This window comes from Ensifer adhaerens (assembly GCF_028993555.1).
Lineage (GTDB): Bacteria > Pseudomonadota > Alphaproteobacteria > Rhizobiales > Rhizobiaceae > Ensifer > Ensifer adhaerens_I.
In genome coordinates this window covers 1247156-1268076 of the sequence record NZ_CP118610.1, presented here as the reverse complement: position 1 = coordinate 1268076, position 20921 = coordinate 1247156, and the positions used below count along the sequence as shown (strand labels likewise).

At 62.0% G+C, this 20921-nt stretch carries 21 protein-coding genes; 7 read left to right on the top strand and 14 right to left on the bottom strand.

Annotation, left to right across the window (positions count from 1 at the left end; translation table 11 throughout):
• Window positions 1–37: 37 nt before the first annotated feature.
• From PWG15_RS06190 to PWG15_RS06155, 8 genes are all read right to left on the bottom strand, one after another.
• Window positions 38–1363: a pyruvate dehydrogenase complex dihydrolipoamide acetyltransferase gene (locus PWG15_RS06190; RefSeq protein WP_275023568.1), complete on the bottom strand. Its 1326-nt coding sequence runs from the start codon at window positions 1361–1363 to the stop codon at window positions 38–40.
• 15 nt (window positions 1364–1378) lie between these two features.
• Window positions 1379–2749: a pyruvate dehydrogenase complex E1 component subunit beta gene (locus PWG15_RS06185; RefSeq protein WP_275023567.1), complete on the bottom strand. Its 1371-nt coding sequence runs from the start codon at window positions 2747–2749 to the stop codon at window positions 1379–1381.
• 17 nt (window positions 2750–2766) lie between these two features.
• Window positions 2767–3813, bottom strand: coding sequence for a pyruvate dehydrogenase (acetyl-transferring) E1 component subunit alpha (pdhA, locus tag PWG15_RS06180; protein ID WP_275023566.1), 1047 nt, complete (start codon window positions 3811–3813; stop codon window positions 2767–2769).
• A gap of 136 nt (window positions 3814–3949) precedes the next feature.
• The gene (locus tag PWG15_RS06175) at window positions 3950–4270 is read right to left on the bottom strand and encodes an FtsB family cell division protein (protein ID WP_275023565.1); all 321 of its coding nucleotides are present in this window, start codon (window positions 4268–4270) and stop codon (window positions 3950–3952) included.
• A gap of 174 nt (window positions 4271–4444) precedes the next feature.
• Window positions 4445–5719: a phosphopyruvate hydratase gene (eno, locus tag PWG15_RS06170; protein WP_275023564.1), complete on the bottom strand. Its 1275-nt coding sequence runs from the start codon at window positions 5717–5719 to the stop codon at window positions 4445–4447.
• A 139-nt stretch (window positions 5720–5858) separates the two neighbouring features.
• The gene (gene kdsA, locus PWG15_RS06165; protein ID WP_275023563.1) at window positions 5859–6701 is read right to left on the bottom strand and encodes a 3-deoxy-8-phosphooctulonate synthase; all 843 of its coding nucleotides are present in this window, start codon (window positions 6699–6701) and stop codon (window positions 5859–5861) included.
• On the bottom strand, window positions 6701–7591 hold the full coding sequence (locus PWG15_RS06160) for a VOC family protein (RefSeq protein WP_275023562.1): 891 nt from the start codon (window positions 7589–7591) through the stop codon (window positions 6701–6703). The genes kdsA and PWG15_RS06160 overlap by 1 nt, the downstream gene beginning before the upstream one ends.
• Window positions 7592–8148: 557 nt before the next feature.
• Window positions 8149–8955 (bottom strand): class I SAM-dependent methyltransferase, encoded by an 807-nt coding sequence (locus tag PWG15_RS06155; protein WP_275023561.1) that lies wholly within the window; start codon window positions 8953–8955, stop codon window positions 8149–8151.
• 547 nt (window positions 8956–9502) lie between these two features.
• Between PWG15_RS06155 and PWG15_RS06150 the strand changes: the two genes are divergently transcribed.
• The 5 genes from PWG15_RS06150 to PWG15_RS06130 all read left to right on the top strand — a co-directional run bounded on the left by PWG15_RS06150 (window position 9503) and on the right by PWG15_RS06130 (window position 13560).
• Entirely contained in the window at window positions 9503–10150 is a 648-nt protein-coding gene (locus PWG15_RS06150; RefSeq protein WP_425536740.1) for a lysophospholipid acyltransferase family protein, read from the top strand.
• Window positions 10147–11097 (top strand): phosphatidate cytidylyltransferase, encoded by a 951-nt coding sequence (locus PWG15_RS06145; RefSeq protein ID WP_275023560.1) that lies wholly within the window; start codon window positions 10147–10149, stop codon window positions 11095–11097. The genes PWG15_RS06150 and PWG15_RS06145 overlap by 4 nt, the downstream gene beginning before the upstream one ends.
• Window positions 11094–11498 (top strand): hypothetical protein, encoded by a 405-nt coding sequence (locus tag PWG15_RS06140; RefSeq protein WP_275023559.1) that lies wholly within the window; start codon window positions 11094–11096, stop codon window positions 11496–11498. Before PWG15_RS06145 ends, PWG15_RS06140 begins: the two co-directional genes overlap by 4 nt.
• Complete coding sequence (locus PWG15_RS06135) at window positions 11482–12138, top strand: CDP-alcohol phosphatidyltransferase family protein (protein WP_275023558.1); 657 nt, start codon at window positions 11482–11484, stop codon at window positions 12136–12138. The genes PWG15_RS06140 and PWG15_RS06135 overlap by 17 nt, the downstream gene beginning before the upstream one ends.
• Before the next feature lie 234 nt (window positions 12139–12372).
• Complete coding sequence (locus PWG15_RS06130; RefSeq protein WP_275023557.1) at window positions 12373–13560, top strand: DUF418 domain-containing protein; 1188 nt, start codon at window positions 12373–12375, stop codon at window positions 13558–13560.
• A 98-nt stretch (window positions 13561–13658) separates the two neighbouring features.
• Here PWG15_RS06130 and PWG15_RS06125 read toward each other — a convergent pair whose 3' ends face one another.
• The 6 genes from PWG15_RS06125 to PWG15_RS06095 form a co-directional block, all read right to left on the bottom strand.
• Entirely contained in the window at window positions 13659–15296 is a 1638-nt protein-coding gene (locus PWG15_RS06125) for a CTP synthase (protein ID WP_275023556.1), read from the bottom strand.
• A 138-nt stretch (window positions 15297–15434) separates the two neighbouring features.
• A complete protein-coding gene (gene secG, locus PWG15_RS06120) occupies window positions 15435–15938 on the bottom strand; it encodes a preprotein translocase subunit SecG (protein ID WP_275023555.1) in 504 nt (167 codons plus the stop codon).
• A 131-nt stretch (window positions 15939–16069) separates the two neighbouring features.
• Window positions 16070–16840 carry a triose-phosphate isomerase gene (gene tpiA / locus PWG15_RS06115; protein WP_275023554.1) on the bottom strand — a complete coding sequence of 257 codons (771 nt, stop codon included), beginning with the start codon at window positions 16838–16840 and terminating at the stop codon, window positions 16070–16072.
• A 121-nt stretch (window positions 16841–16961) separates the two neighbouring features.
• Window positions 16962–18290 carry a GNAT family N-acetyltransferase gene (locus PWG15_RS36450; RefSeq protein ID WP_342457049.1) on the bottom strand — a complete coding sequence of 443 codons (1329 nt, stop codon included), beginning with the start codon at window positions 18288–18290 and terminating at the stop codon, window positions 16962–16964.
• A gap of 59 nt (window positions 18291–18349) precedes the next feature.
• The gene (locus tag PWG15_RS06100; protein WP_275023553.1) at window positions 18350–18835 is read right to left on the bottom strand and encodes a GNAT family N-acetyltransferase; all 486 of its coding nucleotides are present in this window, start codon (window positions 18833–18835) and stop codon (window positions 18350–18352) included.
• A gap of 193 nt (window positions 18836–19028) precedes the next feature.
• A complete protein-coding gene (locus PWG15_RS06095; protein WP_275023552.1) occupies window positions 19029–19508 on the bottom strand; it encodes a hypothetical protein in 480 nt (159 codons plus the stop codon).
• A 191-nt stretch (window positions 19509–19699) separates the two neighbouring features.
• On the opposite strand from PWG15_RS06095, the gene PWG15_RS06090 reads away from it, so the two are divergent.
• On the top strand, window positions 19700–20320 hold the full coding sequence (locus PWG15_RS06090; RefSeq protein ID WP_275023551.1) for a cytochrome b: 621 nt from the start codon (window positions 19700–19702) through the stop codon (window positions 20318–20320).
• A gap of 44 nt (window positions 20321–20364) precedes the next feature.
• On the top strand, window positions 20365–20919 hold the full coding sequence (locus tag PWG15_RS06085; RefSeq protein WP_425536750.1) for a YceI family protein: 555 nt from the start codon (window positions 20365–20367) through the stop codon (window positions 20917–20919).
• Window positions 20920–20921: the final 2 nt, after the last annotated feature.

Below are 20921 nucleotides of genomic sequence, written 5' to 3'. Positions count from 1 at the left end.
AGGAACGGACCGGCCCGGAGGCCGGTCCTTATCCAACTCAGACCAGCATGCCCATCGGGTTTTCGATGTAGCGCTTGAAGGCTCCGAGCAGCTCGGCGCCGAGCGCACCATCGACGCAACGGTGGTCGGTAGAGAGCGTGACAGTCATGACATTGGCGATGACCATTTGCTTGTTCTTGACGACGACGCGCTCCTCGCCTGCACCGACCGCGAGGATCGTTGCGTGCGGCGGGTTGACGACGGCGGCGAAGTTCTTGACGCCCATCATGCCCATGTTGGAGACCGCCGTAGTGCCGCCCTGGTATTCCTCGGGCTTCAGCTTGCGGTCCTTGGCGCGCTGGCCGAGGTCCTTCATCTCGTTGGAGATGGCCGACAGGCTCTTCAGCTCCGCCTGGCGGATGATCGGTGTGATCAGGCCACCCGGGATCGACACGGCAACGCCGACGTCGGCGTGCTTGTGCTTGACCATGTTGCTCTCGGTCCAGGAAACGTTCGCGTTCGGAACGTCGCGCAGCGCCAGCGCCAGGGCCTTGATGACCATGTCGTTGACGGAGAGCTTGTAGACCGGCTTGCCGTCCTTCTCAGGGGCAGCGGCATTGAGCTGGGCGCGGAGCGCGAGGAGAGCGTCGAGTTCGCAATCGACCGACACGTAGAAGTGCGGGATCGTCTGCTTGGATTCGACGAGGCGCTTGGCAATCGTCTTGCGCATGCCGTCATGCGGCACGAGCTCGTAGGAGCCCGGCTCGAACAGCTTGAGAACGGCATCTTCCGACATGCCCTTGGCAAGCGGTGCGGCGGCAGGAGCCGCAGCGCTGGCAGCAGGAGCTGCGGCGGGCTTGGCCGTACCGCCGGCAACGGCGGATTCGACGTCCTTCTTGACGACGCGGCCATGCGGACCGGTGCCGGCGATTGCCGACAGGTCGATGCCGGCGTCCTCTGCGAGGCGACGGGCAAGCGGCGACGAGAAAACGCGGGTGCCTTCGGACTTCGCCGGCTGGGCTGCCACCGGAGCCGGGGCGGCCGCTGCGGGTGCGCTTGGCGCTGCCGGTGCTTCCGCCTTGGCAGCGGGAGCCGGTGCGGCAGCACCATTGCCGCCCTTGGCGGCCGCGGCGACGTCCTCGCCATCGGCGGCGAGAACGGCGATCAGCGCGTTGACCTTGACGCCATCGGTGCCGGCGGGAACGACGATCTTGGCAACGGTGCCTTCGTCGACCGCTTCGACTTCCATCGTCGCCTTGTCAGTCTCGATCTCGGCAATCACGTCGCCGGACTTGACCTTATCGCCTTCCTTGACCAGCCACTTGGCCAGATTGCCTTCTTCCATCGTCGGGGAGAGGGCCGGCATTGTGATGTTGATAGGCATCGAAGAACCCTCCCCTTACTTGTAGCAAACGGCTTTCACCGCATCGACGACTTCGGCGACGTTCGGAAGCGCGAGCTTCTCGAGGTTCGCTGCATAAGGCATCGGCACATCCTTGCCGGCGATCGTCAGGATCGGGGCGTCAAGGTAGTCGAAGGCCTGCTGCATGACACGGGTCGCGATCTCGGTGCCGACCGACGACTGCGGATAGCCTTCTTCGACGGTGACGAGACGGCCGGTCTTCTTGACCGATTCGATGACCGTCGGCAGGTCCATCGGACGGATGGTGCGAAGGTCGATCAGTTCGACGTCGATGCCTTGCGCTTCGAGCTCGGCAACCGCCTTGACGGCATAGGTCATGCCGATACCGAAGGAGACGATCGTTGCGTCCTTGCCGACCTTGTGGATCCGGGCCTTGCCGATCGGCAGCACGAAATCATCGAGCTTCGGCACTTCGAAGGAGTGGCCGTAGAGGATTTCGTTTTCGAGGAAGATGACCGGGTTCGGGTCGCGGATCGCGGCCTTGAGCAGACCCTTGGCGTCGGCAGCCGTGTAGGGCATGACAACCTTGAGGCCGGGGATATGGCTGTACCAGGCTGCATAGCACTGCGAGTGCTGGGCGGCCACGCGGGCAGCAGCACCGCTCGGGCCGCGGAAGACGATCGGGGCGCCCATCTGGCCACCGGACATGTAGAGCGTCTTGGCGGCGGAGTTGATGATCTGGTCGATCGCCTGCATGGCGAAGTTGAAGGTCATGAACTCGACGATCGGGCGCAGGCCCGTCATGGCAGCACCGACGCCGACGCCGGCAAAGCCATGCTCGGTGATCGGGGTGTCGATGACACGACGCGAGCCGAATTCCTGCAGCAAGCCTTGCGTGATCTTGTAGGCGCCCTGGTATTCGGCGACTTCTTCGCCCATGACGAAGACGTCGTCGCTGGCGCGCATTTCTTCGGCCATGGCGTCGCGAAGCGCTTCGCGAACGGTCATCGTCACCATTTCGGTGCCGGCCGGGATCGCCGGATCGGCGGCAACTTCAACCTTCGGCTGGGCTGCAACCGGCGCCGGTGCGGATGCAACCGGAGCCTCGGCAGCGGCTGCCTTCGGCGCTTCGGCCTTCGGAGCGGCGATATCGCCAGCACCTTCGCCATCCTGCAGCAGCACGGCGATCGGGGTGTTGACCTTGACGCCTTCGGTGCCGGCAGCGATCAAGAGCTTGCCGATCGTGCCTTCATCGACGGCTTCGACTTCCATCGTCGCCTTGTCGGTCTCGATTTCGGCGATGACGTCGCCGGAGGACACCTTGTCCCCCTCGTTCTTCAGCCATTTCGAGAGCGTGCCTTCCTCCATGGTCGGGGAAAGGGCGGGCATAAGAATTTCTACTGGCATGTTTGTCCCTCCCCGGATCAAAGCAGGATGTCGGTGTAGAGCTCGGATGCATCCGGCTCCGGATCGGCCTGGGCGAAATCGGCGCTGTCAGCAACGATATCGCGGACATCCTTGTCGATCTGCTTGAGCTCGTCTTCGCTCGCCCAGCCCTTTTCCATGAGGCGGGCCTTCACCTGCTCGATCGGGTCATGCTCCGAGCGCATCTTCTGCACTTCGTCCTTCGAGCGATATTTCGCCGGGTCGGACATCGAGTGACCGCGGTAGCGGTAGGTCAGCATTTCCAGAATGACCGGGCCCTTGCCCGCACGGCAATGGGCGACAGCCTCGTCGGCCGCTGCCTTGACGGCGCGAACGTCCATGCCGTCGACCTGGAAGCCGGGAATGTTGAAGGAAACGCCGCGCTGCGAGAAGTCGGTCTGCGCCGAGGCGCGGGAAACGGCGGTGCCCATGGCGTAACGGTTGTTCTCGATCACGTAGATCACCGGCAGCTTCCAGAGCTGCGCCATGTTGAAGCTTTCGTAGACCTGGCCCTGGTTGGCCGCACCATCACCGAAATAGGCGACGGAGACATTGTCATTGCCACGGTAGCGGTTGGCGAAGGCAAGACCGGTGCCGAGCGACACCTGGGCGCCGACGATACCGTGACCGCCGTAGAAGTGCTTTTCCTTGGAGAACATGTGCATCGAGCCGCCCTTCCCCTTGGAAAGACCGCCGCGGCGACCGGTGAGTTCGGCCATGACGCCACGGGCGCTCATACCGCAGGCCAGCATGTGGCCGTGGTCACGGTAACCGGTGATGACCTGGTCACCTTCCTTGAGCGCCGCCTGCATGCCGACGACAACAGCTTCCTGGCCGATGTAGAGGTGACAGAAGCCGCCGATGAAGCCCATGCCATAGAGCTGGCCGGCCTTTTCCTCGAAACGCCGGATCAGCAGCATCTCGCGGTAGGCGTTCAGATCTTCTTCTTTGGAGAATTCGGCGAAGGTTCCGCCGTTGAAATCTTTCTTGGCCGGCTTTGCGGCACTCTTGCGGCTGGAAACGGACGCGGATTTTCGCGGAGCCATTCGTTCCTCCCAATGGTTAGCCTTTTGCGGTTACCATAGGGAAAGAAAGCGGCCACAGCAATGCCATATTTGCATGGCTCGCATTCCACGCAAACAATTGAATTTACTTTACAAATTTCAATTAACTGAATTCAGGTTAATTCTCGGGACGGTGAAAAATAACAATCTCGTCACTTCGCGACATGTTGAGCGCGAGGCGAGCTTTTTCATCCAGCATGTCCCGTTCCAGCGACCCATCACTCATCAGCTGGACCTCCTTTTCAAGGATCATCCGCTGCTTCGTGAGCTTATCCAGCCGCGTCTGCCGCTCGACGATCTGGCGATCGAACTGCTCCGTCGCCTTCAAGCCATAGCCGCCGTGGATCGAATGATAGCCGAAGTAGGAGAGAAAGGCGACCGCGATCAGCGGCATCACCAGCCGGCCCAGTTTCCGTTTCTTATGATGCCGTGTCCACATTCATTCACGCCCTGATACGCATTACGGGAATGAGACTAGCGGCGATTGATTAACCGACCGTTGACCATGAATGGCAGGAAAACAGAAACCCGCCCACGTGGAAACGTGAGCGGGTTTCGTCTGTTCGGTTACAGCGACCTTTGCGCGTCTGACAAGACGCGCGGCGCAGCTGCATCAGCCGCGCAGGATCGAGCGGCCGGCGTACTTGGCCTGCAGGCCAAGCTGCTCTTCGATGCGGATCAGCTGGTTGTACTTGGCGAGCCGGTCCGAACGGGCAAGCGAACCGGTCTTGATCTGGCCGCAGTTGGTGGCAACCGCGAGATCGGCGATCGTGGCGTCTTCGGTTTCGCCCGAGCGGTGCGACATGACGGCGGTGTAGCGCGCCTTGTGCGCGGTCTCGACGGCGTCAAGCGTCTCCGAGAGCGAGCCGATCTGGTTGACCTTGACGAGGATCGAGTTGGCAACGCCCATCTTGATACCGTCGCGCAGGCGTGCCGAGTTGGTGACGAACAGATCGTCACCGACGAGCTGGCACTTGTTGCCGATAAGGTCGGTTACGGCCTTCCAGCCGTCCCAGTCGTCTTCGGCCATGCCGTCTTCGATCGAGAAGATCGGGTACTTGGCAGCGAGTTCCGCCAGGTATTCAGCCATTGCGCCCGGCTCCAGCGTGCGGCCTTCACCTTCGAGCACGTACTTGCCGTCCTTGAAGAATTCGGTTGCGGCGCAATCGAGCGCGATGAACATGTCTTCGCCCGGCTTGTAGCCGGCCTTCTCGATCGACTTCATGATGAAGTCGAGCGCTGCCGGAGCAGAAGCGAGACCCGGGGCGAAACCGCCTTCGTCGCCGACATTGGTGTTGTGACCGTCGGCTGCAAGCTGCTTCTTCAGTGTGTGGAAGACTTCCGAGCCCATGCGAACCGCATCGCGCATCGTGTCGGCGCCAACCGGAACGATCATGAACTCCTGGAAATCGATCGGGTTGTCGGCATGGGCGCCGCCGTTGATGATGTTCATCATCGGAACCGGAAGCACGTGGGCGTTCGGGCCGCCGACATAACGGTAGAGCGGCAGGCCGGCAGCTTCGGCCGCAGCCTTGGCGACGGCCAGCGACACGCCGAGGATGGCGTTGGCGCCGAGGCGCGACTTGTTCGACGTGCCGTCGAGTTCGATCATGGTCTTGTCGATCTGGATCTGGTTCTCGGCATCGAGACCGCCGATCGCTTCGAAGATCTCGCCGTTGACGGCTTCGACAGCGCGCTCGACACCCTTGCCGAGGTAGCGCGTACCACCATCGCGCAGCTCGACAGCCTCATGCGCACCCGTCGAAGCGCCCGACGGGACCGCCGCACGGCCGAAGCTTCCGTCTTCCAGGTACACGTCGACCTCGACGGTCGGGTTGCCGCGGCTGTCCAGAATTTCTCGGCCGATGATGTCGATGATTGCAGTCATGATCTCTTCCCTGCTTGAGGACGGTGGAATGGTCGGGGCCTGTCATACGCCAAGGCCTCGAAATTTCAATGGCGCGCAAGATGCAAATCCGTTCGCGCCATTGCGGTTCATGAAAATTTCACGGAGCGTCGCTGATGGCTCAACCCTTGGCGATCGCATCGAAGGCAAGCAGCTTTTCGAGCAGCCGCGGCATGTCTTTCAGATGCACCATGTTCGGACCGTCCGACGGCGCGTTGTCCGGATCTTCGTGGGTCTCGACGAACACACCGGCAACACCGACCGCGACGGCAGCGCGTGCCAAGGTCTCGACGAATTCACGCTGGCCGCCCGACGAGCCGCCCTGTCCGCCCGGCTGCTGCACGGAATGGGTCGCATCGAAAACGACGGGCGCGCCGAGCGAAGCCATGATCGGCAGCGAGCGCATGTCGGACACGAGCGTGTTGTAGCCGAACGACGCGCCGCGCTCGCACAGCATGACGTTCGGGTTGCCGCTCTCGGTGAACTTCGCCAGCACGTTCTTCATGTCCCAAGGAGCCAGGAACTGGCCCTTCTTCACGTTGATCGCGCGGCCGGTCTTGGCGGCTGCGACCAGGAGGTCCGTCTGGCGCGACAGGAAGGCGGGGATCTGCAGGATGTCGATTGTCGGGGCGACCAGAGCGCATTGCTCTTCGGTGTGGACATCAGTCAGGACCGGAAAGCCGAACTCCTTCTTGAGGTCGGCAAAGATCTCCATCGCCTTGTCGAGGCCGATGCCGCGCTTGCCGGAGAGCGACGTGCGGTTTGCCTTGTCGAAGGAGGACTTGTAGACGAGGCCGAGACCGAGCTTCTTGCAGAGTTCGGAGAGCGCACCTGCCATCATGAAGGCGTGCTCGCGGCTCTCCATCTGGCAGGGGCCGGCGATCAGCGACAGCTTCTCGGTTTGCGCGAAGGCGACCTCATGGGCGCCGTTGCCGACTACTACTCTGGCATTGGTTTTCATCATCAAGCTCCAAAAGCGAAGATCACCCCTTGCCCCGGCATTTCGGGAACAATGAGGCGTCCGCCCATTTCTGCAAATTCGATATCGTTCTCAGCAAAGAGTGCGCGCGTCACCTCGAGGTCGGCGACGCGGAAAACGATCGCCCGCCCGCGAAGGCCGCGCTCGGCACCCCGCACCGAGCGACCGAAGAAAGCCTCCATGCCGGCGGCGTTCAAAACGGAGATCTTGGCGTTGGTGGTCGCGACATCCATGCCGAAGGAGTGTGCGGCAACCTCGCGCTCATCGATCGCCTCCTGAAGCAGGTACTGGAAATCGGTCGGATTGGCTTCCGACAGAACCACCTCGGAAATCCCGACGACGCCGTTTTGATGCTGCTCCAGCGCCGCCCGGTCGGTAGGCAAAGCCCGAACTCGCTGACAGTTGAACAAGAAGAGGTCCGGCGAGCGCAAATCGGCGGCGAAGGCCAGGCGGAAAGAGCCCAGCCCCTCACGGCCATCCGGCAACCGCATCGGTCGGGAGAACTCCAGCATGTCGCCGCCCGAAATGCCACGCGCACGAAAGCGGATGTGGTCGCTCGCCGCGTCCTCTGTACCGAAGACCAGCGCCGAGAGACCTTCGGGGCCCTGGCGGAAACGAAAGGCCTGATCACGAGCGACAAAGGCGTTGCCATCAAGTGCGGCCGCTTCGCATTCCTCGCGGGAGGCTATAGCCAGAGGTTCAAGATAGGTGCCATCGGGAAAGAAGACGCAGGCGTTTTCGGTGCCGAAGGGATGGCGCGCGTCTTCGGCGACCGTGAAGCCGAGATCACCAAGGCGTCGCCGCGCCTGGGTAAGCGTATCCACCGGCAGCACGAGGTGATCGAGCGGGCGGGTGGTGCGCTTGGAGAGGCTCATGGCGTGTTCCCTGATGGTTCGCCGCTGTTTGCAACTTTTGGCGGGCGAATGCAAGCCGGGTCACGGCCATGGAGCCGATCGGTCGCCGGCGCCCGATTACAAGCCGCAAACAAAAGCCTCCGCGCCGGGGCCGCGCCCGCCGCAGAGTTATGTTTGCCAGCAGGTGCCGGACTGCCTCAGTAGTAGCCCGGAGCAGCCGTGGAGTTGGCCGTATTCCCAGCCCCGAGGCCGGGGGCGGAGACTTGCGGCTGTGCGTAGGTGGTATTGGTCGAGGAGGACGTGGAGGCACAGCCCGCAAGCCCGAGCACGACCGCCAGCGGTACGAACAACGAAGCGATGAAGCGCATAGGTATTGACCCTTTCCGGTTTCGCTGACCGACAGAAAAGAATGAAACCAGCGATTTGGCGAGTACGTAACAGTAACACGAGGTAACAAGGGACGGTGAGTGACATGCCGTTTTGCCCTGAAACGCAATCGCAGGTCATCGCAAACGCCGTGGTCGCTTTGTTCGTCCGATGCGCGCCACAAGACGCGCATCGTCCTCGGCTCGCCTCCGTCAGAGGCCGAGATCGCTTTTGATGGCGCAGGTGGCGATGAAGGTCGGTACGAACCCGTCGATCAGGAAACGTGGCGATGGCTGCCAATCTTCATGAAAACCGGCGAGCACGAAGCCAGCCCGCAATTGCCCGTCGATCTGCGCGGCAAGGCTGTGCCCGAACACGAGCGCCTCGCCTCGATCGACCTTGGCCTGCACCACGTCGGCGGCGAGATGTTCGGCCTCGACGAAGGGGAGCGGGTAGACCGGCCGAATGAGACCCTTTTCGGCATAGCCCGGATCTCGGTCACCAACGAAAACCACCGGGTTGAAAAAGCTGGCAAGCAGCCGTCCACCCGTCTTGAGCACCCGGTGGCATTCCCGCCAAACAGGCTGGATATCCGGAACATAGAGATTGGAGATCGGGTGAAAGACGATATCGAAGGCATCATCAGCAAACACCGATAGGTCACGCATGTCGCCCTGCACAACCGTCAGCGACAGCCCCTCGCGTTCAGCCACAAGCCGGTCTTGAGCGAGCTGGCCCTCGGAAATGTCGAAGACAGTGACCTCGGCGCCGGCCGCCGCCAGAATGGGCGCCTGCTGGCCGCCGGCCGAAGCCAGGCACAGGACCCTCTTGCCACGGATGTCAGGCAGCCACCCCTTCGGCAGATCGCCGGGCGTCAGCCGCGCCAGCCATTTTCCTGTGCGTGCGTCGGCAATCACGTCCGGCGTCACCGGCTGCGACCACGCGCAATGCTGACTTGCCTGCCTGTCCCAGGCCTGGCGGTTGTGATCGATGATATCGAGACTGGATTTATCTTGCATGTTCGGTCCCTGGAAACTGTGTCCAAATCTGACCGCTCACGATGGAGAGTAGAGGTCGCAGCCAAGGAATGCCTCGGCGTCTGCACGTCAATGCGGATCGAGCAATGCCATCGTCCATCCCCTTCGCAAGCGAAGTTGAGGCGAATTCGGTTTTCACCGGGCATTACTGGCGCATTGGACGACGCTCCTCTTGTTGCAACCGGAAGCTACCGGCTGGGTTGCAGGCGGTCAATGTCGGCGATGATAACTTTTTGGTCGATGGCTGTGGCGAGGCGTCGCATCCTTTCACATTCAATCACTTCCCGGCGGGAGCGAATATCCGAAGCGCCTGGTCCGTTATCGCCCTGTGTGCGATTTCAACCGCTTGAGAAGCGGACGCAATCGCGTAAAGTTGGTCGATTGCAGCCTGGAGTTATGTCGGGCGGCAGGCTGAGGGGCACCGCTTGATCTTATTGTTGCAAGGCATGAAACGCATCCGGGCTCGATGGCCACGCTGTGCAAAGCGCATCGGCCCGCCGGCTCGTTTATCATCTGGACATGAACTCGCATGATCCGCGATCTGACGGCCAAACTCGCTTCCATCGCCATCATGATGTTTGCGCGCGCGCTGACGGCGGCGCGCGCCATCTGGCATGAGACCGGCCTGCCGCCAAGGCAAAGCATCTACTTCGCCAATCATTCCAGCCATGGCGACTTTGTCTTGATCTGGGCGGTGCTGCCGCCGTGGCTTCGGGAACGCGCGCGGCCGGTTGCCGGAGCCGAATACTGGCTGAAATCGAAGCTCTCGGCCTTCATCGGCCGTGACGTGTTCGATGCGGTGCTGATCGAGCGCGACCCGGCCGCCCGCACCCAGGATCCGGTCGAACAGATGGCGACTGTCCTTGGCGACGGCTCCTCGCTGATTGTCTTTCCCGAAGGAACGCGCAACCAGACCGAGGCGCGGCTCCTGCCCTTCAAGAGCGGACTCTATCACCTCGCCTGCAAGCGGCCTGACGTGGCGCTCGTGCCCGTCTGGATCAATAATCTCAACCGCGTGATGCCGAAGGGGGAATTCGTGCCGATCCCGCTCATCTGTACGGTAACCTTCGGCGAACCGATGCGCCTCAAGGCGCACGAGACCAAGGACGAATTCATCGCCCGCGCCGAGACCGCCCTGCTCTCGCTCGCCCCCTCCACGATGGAAGACCATGCATGAGCGCGGCAAGCCTGGATATGCTCAAATTGCTTCTCGGCGTCGGCGGCATACTCGTGCTGGCGTCGAGCATCGGCTACGTCCTCAAGCAGAGACTTTCGCCTGACGGATCGAACGGTGCGATCGAGAACCTCAACGCCCGCATCAAGGCGTGGTGGGCGATGGTGGTGCTGATCGCCATTGCCTTCGTTGCCGGTCGGGTCGGCGTGCTCCTGCTTTTCGCCTTCTGCTCCTTCGCAGCGCTCCGCGAATTCATCACGCTCATCAACACGCGCCGCGGTGACCATTGGGCGATCGCCGCCGCCTTCTTCGTCGTATTACCGATCAACTATTTCCTGCTGTGGGCTGAGCAGTACGGCATCTATTCGATCTTCGTGCCGGTCTATGCCTTTCTGCTGATGCCCATCGTTGCGGTCATGCGCGGCGACACGCGCGACTTCCTGCTGCGGATCTCCGAGGTACAATGGGCGCTGATGATCTGCGTCTTCTGCGCCTCGCATGTGCCGGCGCTGTTGACGCTGCAAATCCCGGGTTACGAAGGACGCAATGTCCTACTCATCGCCTTCCTGGTCATCGTCGTCCAGTCGAGCGACGTGCTGCAATATGTCTGGGGCAAGCTCTTTGGGCGAACCAAGATCGCACCGTCGCTTTCACCCTCGAAGACGGTCGAGGGCTTTGTCGGGGGCGTCGCAAGCGCGACGCTGATCGGTGCCTCGCTCTGGTGGATTACCCCGTTCACGCCCGCCCAGGCGGCGTTGATGTCCTTCATCATCACGATGATGGGCTTCTTCGGCGGGCTCGTCATGTCGGCAATCAAGCGGGACCGCGGCGTCAAGGACTGGGGTCACCTGATCGAGGGCCATGGCGGACTGATCGACCGGCTGGATTCCGTCGTCTTCTCGGCGCCGATCTTCTTCCATCTGACACGCTACTGGTGGTCGCTGACATGACTGCGAAGCTGAGGTGGCTCGCGGGCAGCGGCGTGGTGCACGTGGCATTCGCTTTTTTCGCCATGGGCGGCTGGGCGCTTTTCGCCAATCGCCATCACCCGATGCCCAAGCCGCTCCTTGCCGCCGTCGTCCAGGGTACGCTCTCGGCGCTCCTTACCCTTTACCTCAAGACAACGGTCGACGCGCTTTCCAAGCGGTTCCGTGGAGCTAAGCGATTGTTCCTGCCGCCACTCCTCGCCTGCCTCGGCTCATCAGCAGTGCTCGTCGCAATCCATACGATGAGCGGCACGCCGGAGGTCCTGAGAACGATCGCGCTGCCGCTCGCGGTGTCGACCACTTACGCCGCCATCTACAACTATTCCATCAGCCGAGGAGAGCCTGGGCATGACCGAGACCGGTGACCGCAGGCCGCTCGCAAGCCGCAATACCCGCTGGGCGCAGGCGATAGCGCGCCGCTTGGCGTCCATGAACATCACGCCCAACCGGATCTCGCAGGCAAGCATGCTGGCCGCCGCCTTTGCCGGGCTTGCCTTCTGGCTGACGGGCGAAACCCAGGACGGGTCAAGGGTCGCTCTGTTCATCGCTGCCGCCCTCTTCTGCCAGTTGCGTCTGCTCTGCAACCTCTTCGACGGCATGGTCGCCGTCGAGGGCGGCAAGGGCGAAGCCGACGGTCCGTTCTGGAACGAGTTTCCGGATCGTGTCGCCGATATCTTCATCTTCGTCGGTGCCGGATACGGGATTGGCGCTCCCGCCTTAGGCTTTGCCGCAGCCGCCTTCGCGGTGCTGACGGCCTATGTGCGCGAACTCGGCCGCGCCAACGGCGCTCCGAGTGACTTCTCCGGCCCCATGGCCAAACAGCACCGTATGGCCACAATCACGCTGGCTGCGGTCCTCTCGGCCCTTGAAGGTCTTTGGCTTGGCGACGGGGAAATCCTCTGGGCCGCGCTGCTGTTGATCTCGATCGGCGCGGCACTGACCGCCCTTCTGCGCGCCCGCCGGCAAATCGCCTGGCTCCGGCACAACGCCGCCCACAAGAGTTGATCGTTCCCAATCGCAGCAACTGAACGACGCCCGCGCAATAACCACAGGCGCCCCTTGACGTTTCGTTACTTCGATTACTAGATAGATTAGTCGATTTATTAAACATGAATGCTCGTCGGAGTGGAACGGCGTTGCTGCGCCTGCCGGCGATCGAGACGATCATTGCCGCAAAAGATAGCTGTTTCAACAGGATACGGCGCGATCCTCCAGCGCCTGCCGTCACGGAGAACTCGAATGACTACCCCAGAACGCATCGATGATGTCGACGCACTGCGCGGCTTCGCACTGCTCGGAATCCTTCTCGTCAACACCATGGCCTTCGCCTCCGCCTTCTACGGACTTGAACTCGCGGACCCTGCCTTCAACGGCATTGCCGATCGCGCCGTGCATCTTGTGATCGCGCTGTTCTTCGAGATGAAGTTCTACCTGCTGTTCTCATTTCTGTTCGGCTACAGCTTCACCCTGCAGATGCGCTCGGCGGAAAAATCCGGCGAAGCCTTCGTGCCGCGTCTCTTGCGCCGGCAGGCCGGCCTTTGGCTCATCGGCGCCGCCCATGCGGTTCTGCTCTTTCATGGCGATATTCTCACAACCTATGCCGTGCTCGGCATTGTCCTCCTGATGCTGCGCAACCGCGGCGACGACGCTCTCTTCCGCCTGGCGAAATGGCTGGTGATCGTCGTCGCCGTCGTATGGGGCGCACTCGGGATCGTCGCCACCCTGGAGCCGACACCGCTTGATCGGCCCGGCATCCTTGCCGCCGCCCAGGCAACCGTGCTTGCCTTCCGCGGTGACTGGCAGGCGATCATCGGCCAGCACCTTATGGAGCTTTCGTCCGTCTGGGTGATCCTGGGTCTGCTGCAGGCGCCCTCGGCACTTGCGATGTTCGTGCTCGGGCTCATCGCTGGTCGCCACAAGACACTGGCGCGGCCGGAGGAAAACAAGGCGCTGTTCCAACGCCTGCTGCGTGCGGGCCTTTGGATCGGTCTACCCGGCGCGATCGTCTATGCCTATGCCAGCGTCGAAATGATCGATTCGCCGGTCGCCATCATCGGGCTCTCGATCGGACTGCTCACCGGCCCGTTCCTGACCGCCGCCTATGTCGGCGGCATGATGCTGTTTTTCGGCACGAGAACTGGCCAACGATTGCGCGACGCGCTGGCGCCTGCTGGCCGCATGGCGCTTTCCAACTACCTGATGCAGTCCTTGATCGCTGCCTTGATCTTCCATGGCTACGGATTTGGCCTCATCGGCCAGGTCACACCGCTGACAACCGTGCTGATCGCGCTTGGTATCTACACCGCCCAGCTTTTCATCAGCCGCTGGTGGATGGCCCGGTTCGCCTACGGCCCGCTCGAATGGGTCTTGCGCTTCATCACCATCTGGCGCGCGCCGCAATGGCGCAAACCGGTCGAGGCGCGCTGACAACACCTCCGACTGACCGCGGCATCAGTTACGGACATAAGCGCACATGAAAAAGGCCGGTCGCGAGACCGGCCTTTCCTGATCGATGCAATCCCGGCTCAGACGAGGCGGGACTGTTCCAGTGCCGCTTCGACGAAGCTTGCAAACAGCGGATGCGGATCGAGTGGGCGCGACTTCAGTTCCGGATGGTACTGAACGCCGATGAACCACGGATGATCCGGATACTCGACCGTTTCCGGCAGGATGCCGTCCGGCGACATGCCGGAGAAGACGAGGCCGCAGGCTTCAAGCCGATCCTTGTAGTCGACATTGACCTCGTAGCGGTGGCGGTGACGCTCGGAAATCTCGGTCGAGCCGTAGATATCGGCAATCTTGGTGTTGCCCTTGAGCGCTGCGCGATAGGCGCCGAGGCGCATCGTGCCGCCGAGGTCGCCCGAGGCCGAACGCTTCTCGAGTTCGTTACCCTTCACCCACTCGGTCATCAGGCCGACGACCGGCTCCTTCGTCGGGCCGAATTCGGTCGACGAGGCCTTCTCGATGCCGGCGAGATTGCGGGCCGCTTCCACGACCGCCATCTGCATGCCGAAGCAGATACCGAAGTAAGGCACCTTGCGCTCGCGGGCGAAGCGCGCCGCGTTGATCTTGCCCTCGGAGCCGCGCTCACCGAAGCCGCCGGGAACGAGGATGCCGTGAACCTTCTCGAGGTAGGGTGCCGGGTCTTCCTTCTCGAAGACTTCCGATTCGATCCATTCGAGCTTGACCTTCACCCGATTGGCGATGCCACCGTGGTAAAGCGCTTCGATCAACGACTTATAGGCGTCCTTGAGGCCCGTGTACTTGCCGACGATCGCGATCGTCACTTCGCCTTCCGGCGTGCGGATGCGATCGGCGACGCGTTCCCATGCGTCCATGCGCGGCTTCGGCGCCGGCTCGATACCGAAGGCTGCGAGTACTTCGTTGTCGAGGCCTTCCTTGTGGTAGGCGATCGGAACATCGTAGATCGAGGCGACGTCGAGCGCCTGGATGACGGCCGACTGGCGAACGTTGCAGAACAGCGAGAGCTTGCGGCGCTCGGCTTCCGGAATTTCGCGATCGGCACGAACGAGCAGGATGTCGGGATGGATACCGAGCGCCTGCAGTTCCTTGACCGAATGCTGCGTCGGCTTGGTCTTCAGCTCGCCGGCTGCCGGGATATAGGGCATCAGCGTCAGGTGGACATAGACGGCAGTGCCGCGCGGCAGATCATTGCCGAGCTGGCGGATAGCCTCCATGAACGGCATCGCTTCGATGTCGCCAACCGTGCCGCCGATTTCGCAGAGCACAAAGTCGTAGTCGTCGTTACCTTCGGTGACGAAGTTCTTGATCTCGTTGGTGACGTGCGGGATCACCTGAACGGTCGCGCCGAGATAGTCGCCGCGGCGTTCCTTGTCGATGATGTTCTTGTAGATCCGCCCGGTGGTGATGTTGTCGGTCTTCGTCGCCGAACGCCCCGTGAAGCGTTCATAATGGCCGAGATCGAGATCGGTCTCCGCGCCATCGTCGGTTACGAAAACCTCACCGTGCTGGGTCGGGCTCATGGTGCCCGGATCAACGTTGAGGTAGGGGTCGAGCTTGCGCAGTCTCACCCGGTAGCCACGCGCCTGCAGTAGTGCTCCAAGAGCCGCTGCAGCGATGCCTTTTCCGAGGGAGGAAACCACGCCGCCAGTGATGAATACATATCGCGCCATGGGAGTCACCGGATACCTTTTAACAAATGATTCCGCCACCGAAAAATTCATGTTCCAGAACTTTTCGCCTTGGGGTGGAGGCAGATTTCAAACAAAACAAAACCGGCGGATGAAACATCCGCCGGCGGGTTCTTCTGGATCGCGACCTTATTGGCCGCTGGGAACTTGCGATCCCGTATTGCCGTTGGCACCTGCGGCGGGCGTCTGCGTCGCAGCGCCGCCAGCCGGAGCTTCGCCCGTCGTTGCCGGCGCCGTCGAGGGAACGCCGTTGTCGGTCGCCGCACCGTTGCCGGTCGCCGGGGCCGTTGCGGGCTGCTGCTGCGTTGCACCATCGGCCGGAGCCTGGGTATTGCCGCCGCCAAGCGAATCGAGGACGCCACCGCCGTTCGAGCTGGTGCCCGGAATACGGTCGAGAATGTCGGTCGCCTGCGGCTGATAGCGCGCCAGGATACCCATGGCGAGCGCCAGGACGAAGAAGAGCGCGGCGAGGATCGCGGTGGTGCGGGTCAGCGCATTGGCCGTGCCGCGGGCGGACATGAAGCCCGAGCCGCCACCAATGCCGAGGCCGCCGCCTTCGGAACGCTGAATGAGAACGACGCCGATCAGGGCGACGACGACCATGAGATAGATGACGAGTAGTACGGTCTGCATCAGCTTCCAGTCCTGCCCTTGGGGCACACGAATCAAACCATGCGCAAAACTCGGCCTTGCCGGGCGCAATTTTCCGCCTCTTTATACCAAGCCGTACGCCATTCCAAGCCCCTGCCCGGTAACCCGGGCGATCAGGCCGTCAATTCTTCATAAGCCCGGTAGATGGCGAGGAAGTCTTCGGCTTTCAAGCTCGCGCCGCCGATCAACGCGCCGTCGACATTGGCGACGCCCATCAATTCCTTCGCATTGGAAGGCTTGACCGAGCCGCCGTAGAGGATACGCATCTTGGCTCCCACGTCGGCAAAGCGCGAAACGAGTTCCTTGCGCATGAAAGCGTGTGCTTCCTCGACATCGGCCGCCGTCGGCGTCAGGCCCGTGCCGATCGCCCAGACGGGTTCGTAGGCGATGACGGTGTTTTCGGCCGTCGCCGCATCCGGCAGGCTTTCGGCAAGCTGGCGCTTCAGGACATCGAGGGTCTTGCCGGACTTGCGTTCGTCGCCGGTCTCGCCGATGCAGACGATGGCCACGAGTTCGGCGGCGTGTGCAGCTTCCGTCTTCGCACGCACCAGCGCATCGCTTTCCGCATGATCGGTGCGGCGCTCGGAATGCCCGACAATGACGTGGGTGCCGAAGCAATCCGCGATCATTTCGGCGGAAACGTCGCCCGTATGGGCGCCCGACTGCTTCTGATGGCAATCCTGCGCGCCGATCAGCAACGGGCTATCGTCGCAAAGCGCCGTCGCTACATAGAGCAGGGTCGCCGGCGGGCAGATCAGCGTTTCGACCTTGGCGGAGAGTTCGCCCTTGACCCCTTCGGCCATCGCCTTGATCTGATCGAGCGAGGCGCGGGTTCCGTTCATCTTCCAGTTGCCGGCGACGAGCGGGCGGATATCGGGCGTCATGCAGTTTCCTCCGGGTGCTTTTCTCCCGAAGCGGCGTAGCAAATGCGGCCGGCAAATAAAAGCGCTGCCGACGATTATTCCAGGTGGCGGGGCTGGTGGCCTGCCCCGCCACAGACACATTTCATGCGCCGCGCGTCATCTCGACCACGGCAAACGGCAGCCCTTCGTCGTCGGTTGCCTTGCGTGCGGTTTCGGCGAAACCGAGGCGGAGATAGAACGCGACTGCCGCCCGGTTGTCGGCGTACACGCTCACATCCAGCTGTCCGAGCCGGGCGGCAGCATCCCCGACAAGCGCACGACCGATGCCGGCGCCCAAAACGTCCGGATCGACGAACAGTCCGCCGATGAAGTTCTCGATCAGCCCGATGAAGCCAACGACCTGGCCGTCGATTTCGGCGACCCAGTTGTCTGCCATCGGCAGATAGGTGTCCCGCACCACCTGCTGCTGCTCGACAAGGCGTGCCTCGCCGAGGAACGGATGGCCAATGCGCGACGCGGCGAGCCAGATTGCCAGCAGTCGCTCGCCCTCTTCCGGGCACCAGCGACGAATGGTGATCGGCTTGGCGCCAGCGGCCGCCTTGCCACCTGCTCCCTGCTGCCCTTCCGGCTTCGACGCTGCAATCGCATACATCAGGGGCAGACTGGGCATGGTCGCAGGCGGCGCCATGCGCCGGCCACCAAGATCGCGCATGCCTTCGAAACCGACCCAGCCGTTGGAATAGGGATATTCCGTCAGGCGCTCGATCCGGAGCCCGGCATCGATGAGCGCCTGGATCACATCCGCAATGCCCCAGTTGAACTCGAAGGATGGGTGCGGATTGGTAAAGCCCACGACACCCTGCTGATAGCCGCCGATCGCAAGCCCTGCGCCGGAGTCCGCGACATAGTCGCCGATGCCAGCCTCGGCGACCGGCTCCTTGGGGGCGTAATCATAGTGCGGCTTCCAGCTCGGGTCGAAGACCATCGCGAAGGGATGGAACTCGATAAAGGCGAAGCGCCCGCCGGGCTTGAGCACATCGGCAATACCGTGCGCCCAGATGCCGAGATCCGACAGCCAGCAGATTGTGCCGTAGGATGCAAAGACCTGGTCGAACCGCCGTCCGTCCGCCCGTGCGCTCTCGAACCATTCGAACAGGTCGGATCGTTCGAAGTTGGCCGCAATCCCGCTCTCTTCGGAAAGTTGCTTTGCAAAGGCGATTGCCTCGTCCGAGATATCGACGCCGGTGACTTTCGCCCCAAGCCGCGCGAGGCTCAGGCTGTCCTGGCCGGAGTTGCATTGGAGATGAAGAAGCTCCAACCCGGCCACGTCACCGAGCAAGGCAATTTCTTCCGGATAGAGCGTGGAGCCGCCTGCGCGAAAGAAGGCAGCCTGGTCGCCCTTGTGGCTGTTGTGCGCGACCGTCGCCGCATTCCAGGAGAGGCGATTGGCCTCGTGCATTTTGTTACTCATAGTCCTACTCATAAAATCTGGTCGGCAGACATGAGACCAGCGCCCATGCCTGCACCGTTCTAAAACTTCAGCACGGCTTCAAGTTCGTCATCATAATGCTCGCCGGTCGGCTCAAAGCCGAGACCACGATAAAATCCTTCGGGACTGGCGGGGCCCTGTCCGTAACTCGTGTAGAGTTCGCGAAGGCCGCGCGCCTTCAGGTCGCGAACGACGAGGGCGATCGCCTGCTTGCCAAAGCCCTTGCCCTGGAACGGGCGGGCAATCATGAAGCGCCAGAGATAGACGCCGGGGCAATCGATGCCGTCGTCCCAGTCGGATCCTTCATGCAGCATGATGAAGCCGACCAGCGTCTCCTCGGCATAAACGGCGCGGAACCAGGCATTCTCGGAAAAATGCGCCTCGGCAATCGAGGTGCCGTTGTCCGCCACCATATTGCGCTGTTCGTCGGATAGCGTCTCGCTAAGCTCGCAGACGTCGCAGACGGTCAGGGCTGAAATGCGCCGGAGGGTAATTTCGGCATCAGACGGCAATACGGTTTCACCCATTGGAAACTCCAAATAAAAATCAAAATGTTAAAAAAGAGCCGTGACCAGAACGGTCGGCTTCGAATCACCCGCTAAAGAGGCAAACACCACATGGGATGAAATCATGGCGAGAAAACGCCTGACCGTTCGCGACAGCGAACGCCGGTAGACTCCGGTTGGCAGATGGTCCTGGCCCTAGCCTAGAAACCCAGCGTCACTTTGGTCGACCTGCGGACGGTTGCGATTCGCCATTCTCCAGACCGGCAATCGCTGCGTGAACGTCCGCCTCCACGTCTTCGTCGAACTGCTCGAAGATCGCATCGCCGATCAGGCCGTGAACCTCGCGGAGATAGGGGGCAGCCGCCTCGCCTTCGCCAAGAGCGAGATAAGAGCGCGCGATCGAAAGCGACGAGAGCGGCTGGCGCCGCTCCAAGGTCCACTCGCGCGACAGCAGCGAGACGGCAATGCTCTCGCGGTACTGCCCGGCATCACAAAGTGCCGCGCCGTAACCACTCTTGACCCAGTAATACATGTCCGTGGATGCGAGGTGAGCATCGGCGATGTCGGATGCCAGACGCCAGGCATCGATCGCCTCGCCATATTTGCCTTCGGTTCCAAGGCGGATGCCCGTACGGGCCTGTTCATAAGCCTCCCGCTCATGCGGACTCATTGGTGTCGTTTTTTTCTTCGTCATATACGCCAGCCCAACTGCTTCCGGGAACAACCCCTCCGTGTCCCCTTCCACCGCAAGTGGACCACAGCTTGCCGACATCAACAAGATCGCACTGCAATTTTACGGTATTATCGGCGAATAAAAGCACGGGCTCATGGGTCTCACCGCCGTAACCGAGATGTGACGCCGGGCTGGCGACCACGGAGACGATCATGTTGCGCAACGACAAGGCTGGGTTCGGCTGGGTCACCATCATCCTTCATTGGACGATTGCAGCGATCATCCTTGCCTTGCTTGCCCTCGGCTTCATCATGCGCCGCGTTCAGATCGACCCCGCGCTGCAGTTTTCGCTGTACCAATGGCACAAGTCGCTGGGTTTCACCGCGCTTGGCCTGGCTGCAGTCCGCGCCCTCTGGCACCTTGTCGAGCGTCGCCCGCAACCGCCCGACGGCCTCAGCGCGCTCGAACAACGCGCAGGCAGCGTCACCCACATCGTACTCATGGGGCTTGCTCTTGCAGTCCCGCTCGCCGGTTGGGCCGTCGCATCCACCTCGACGCTGAACATCCCAAGCTTCTATTTCAACTGGGTCGTCATTCCGCATCTGCCGATGGCGAAATCGGCACCGGCCGAGGACTTCTGGACGCTCGTCCATATGGCGCTCGCCTATCTGCTCCTCAGCTTTGTCACGCTTCACGTACTGGCCGCCCTCTATCACCACTTTGCACGACGGGACGACGTCCTCGTCCGCATGCTGCCAGCCGGATCACGCCGCCACAAACGCTCCCAAACCGCGGGCGTGGATCCGGTCATCGCTGGAAGGAAGAAACCATGACACTGCGCTTGCAACCAGCCCCCAGGGTTATTGCCCTCGCCTTGATGGCGGCCCTGTCCGTCAGCCCATCGCTCGCTGTCGGCGCCGCGCCGGACCTTGCCGATGCGGCCGGAAACTACGGCATCACGCCCGCCTCCCGTATCCATTTTACGGTGGCACAAGCGGGCGGTGGCGGAGGAATCGTCGGCGACTTCGGCAAGTTTTCCGGCAGTTTCCGCATTGACCGAAATGATGTCGGCCACTCGACGGTCGAGTTCACGCTCTATCCGGAGAGCGTGAAGACGGGAGAGAAGCGGATCGAGGATTTCCTGAAGTCGAGTGCCGTCTTCGACACCGCGAACTTCAGCACCGTCACTTTCCGTTCAACGACCGTGAAGCAGACGGGCCCGGATACGGCAGCAGTCGAGGGAACCTTGACTGCGCGTGGTACCTCGCGAAAGGAACGCTTTTCCGTGACGCTGCTTGACTGGAACCGTGGCTCGATCGCCTTCAACATCCGCGGCAACATCCACCGTTCGCCTTACGGTATGGATGTCGGAACGCCGATCTACTCCAACGTCGTCGAGTTCGACATGAACATCAAAGGGCAGAAGCGCTGAAC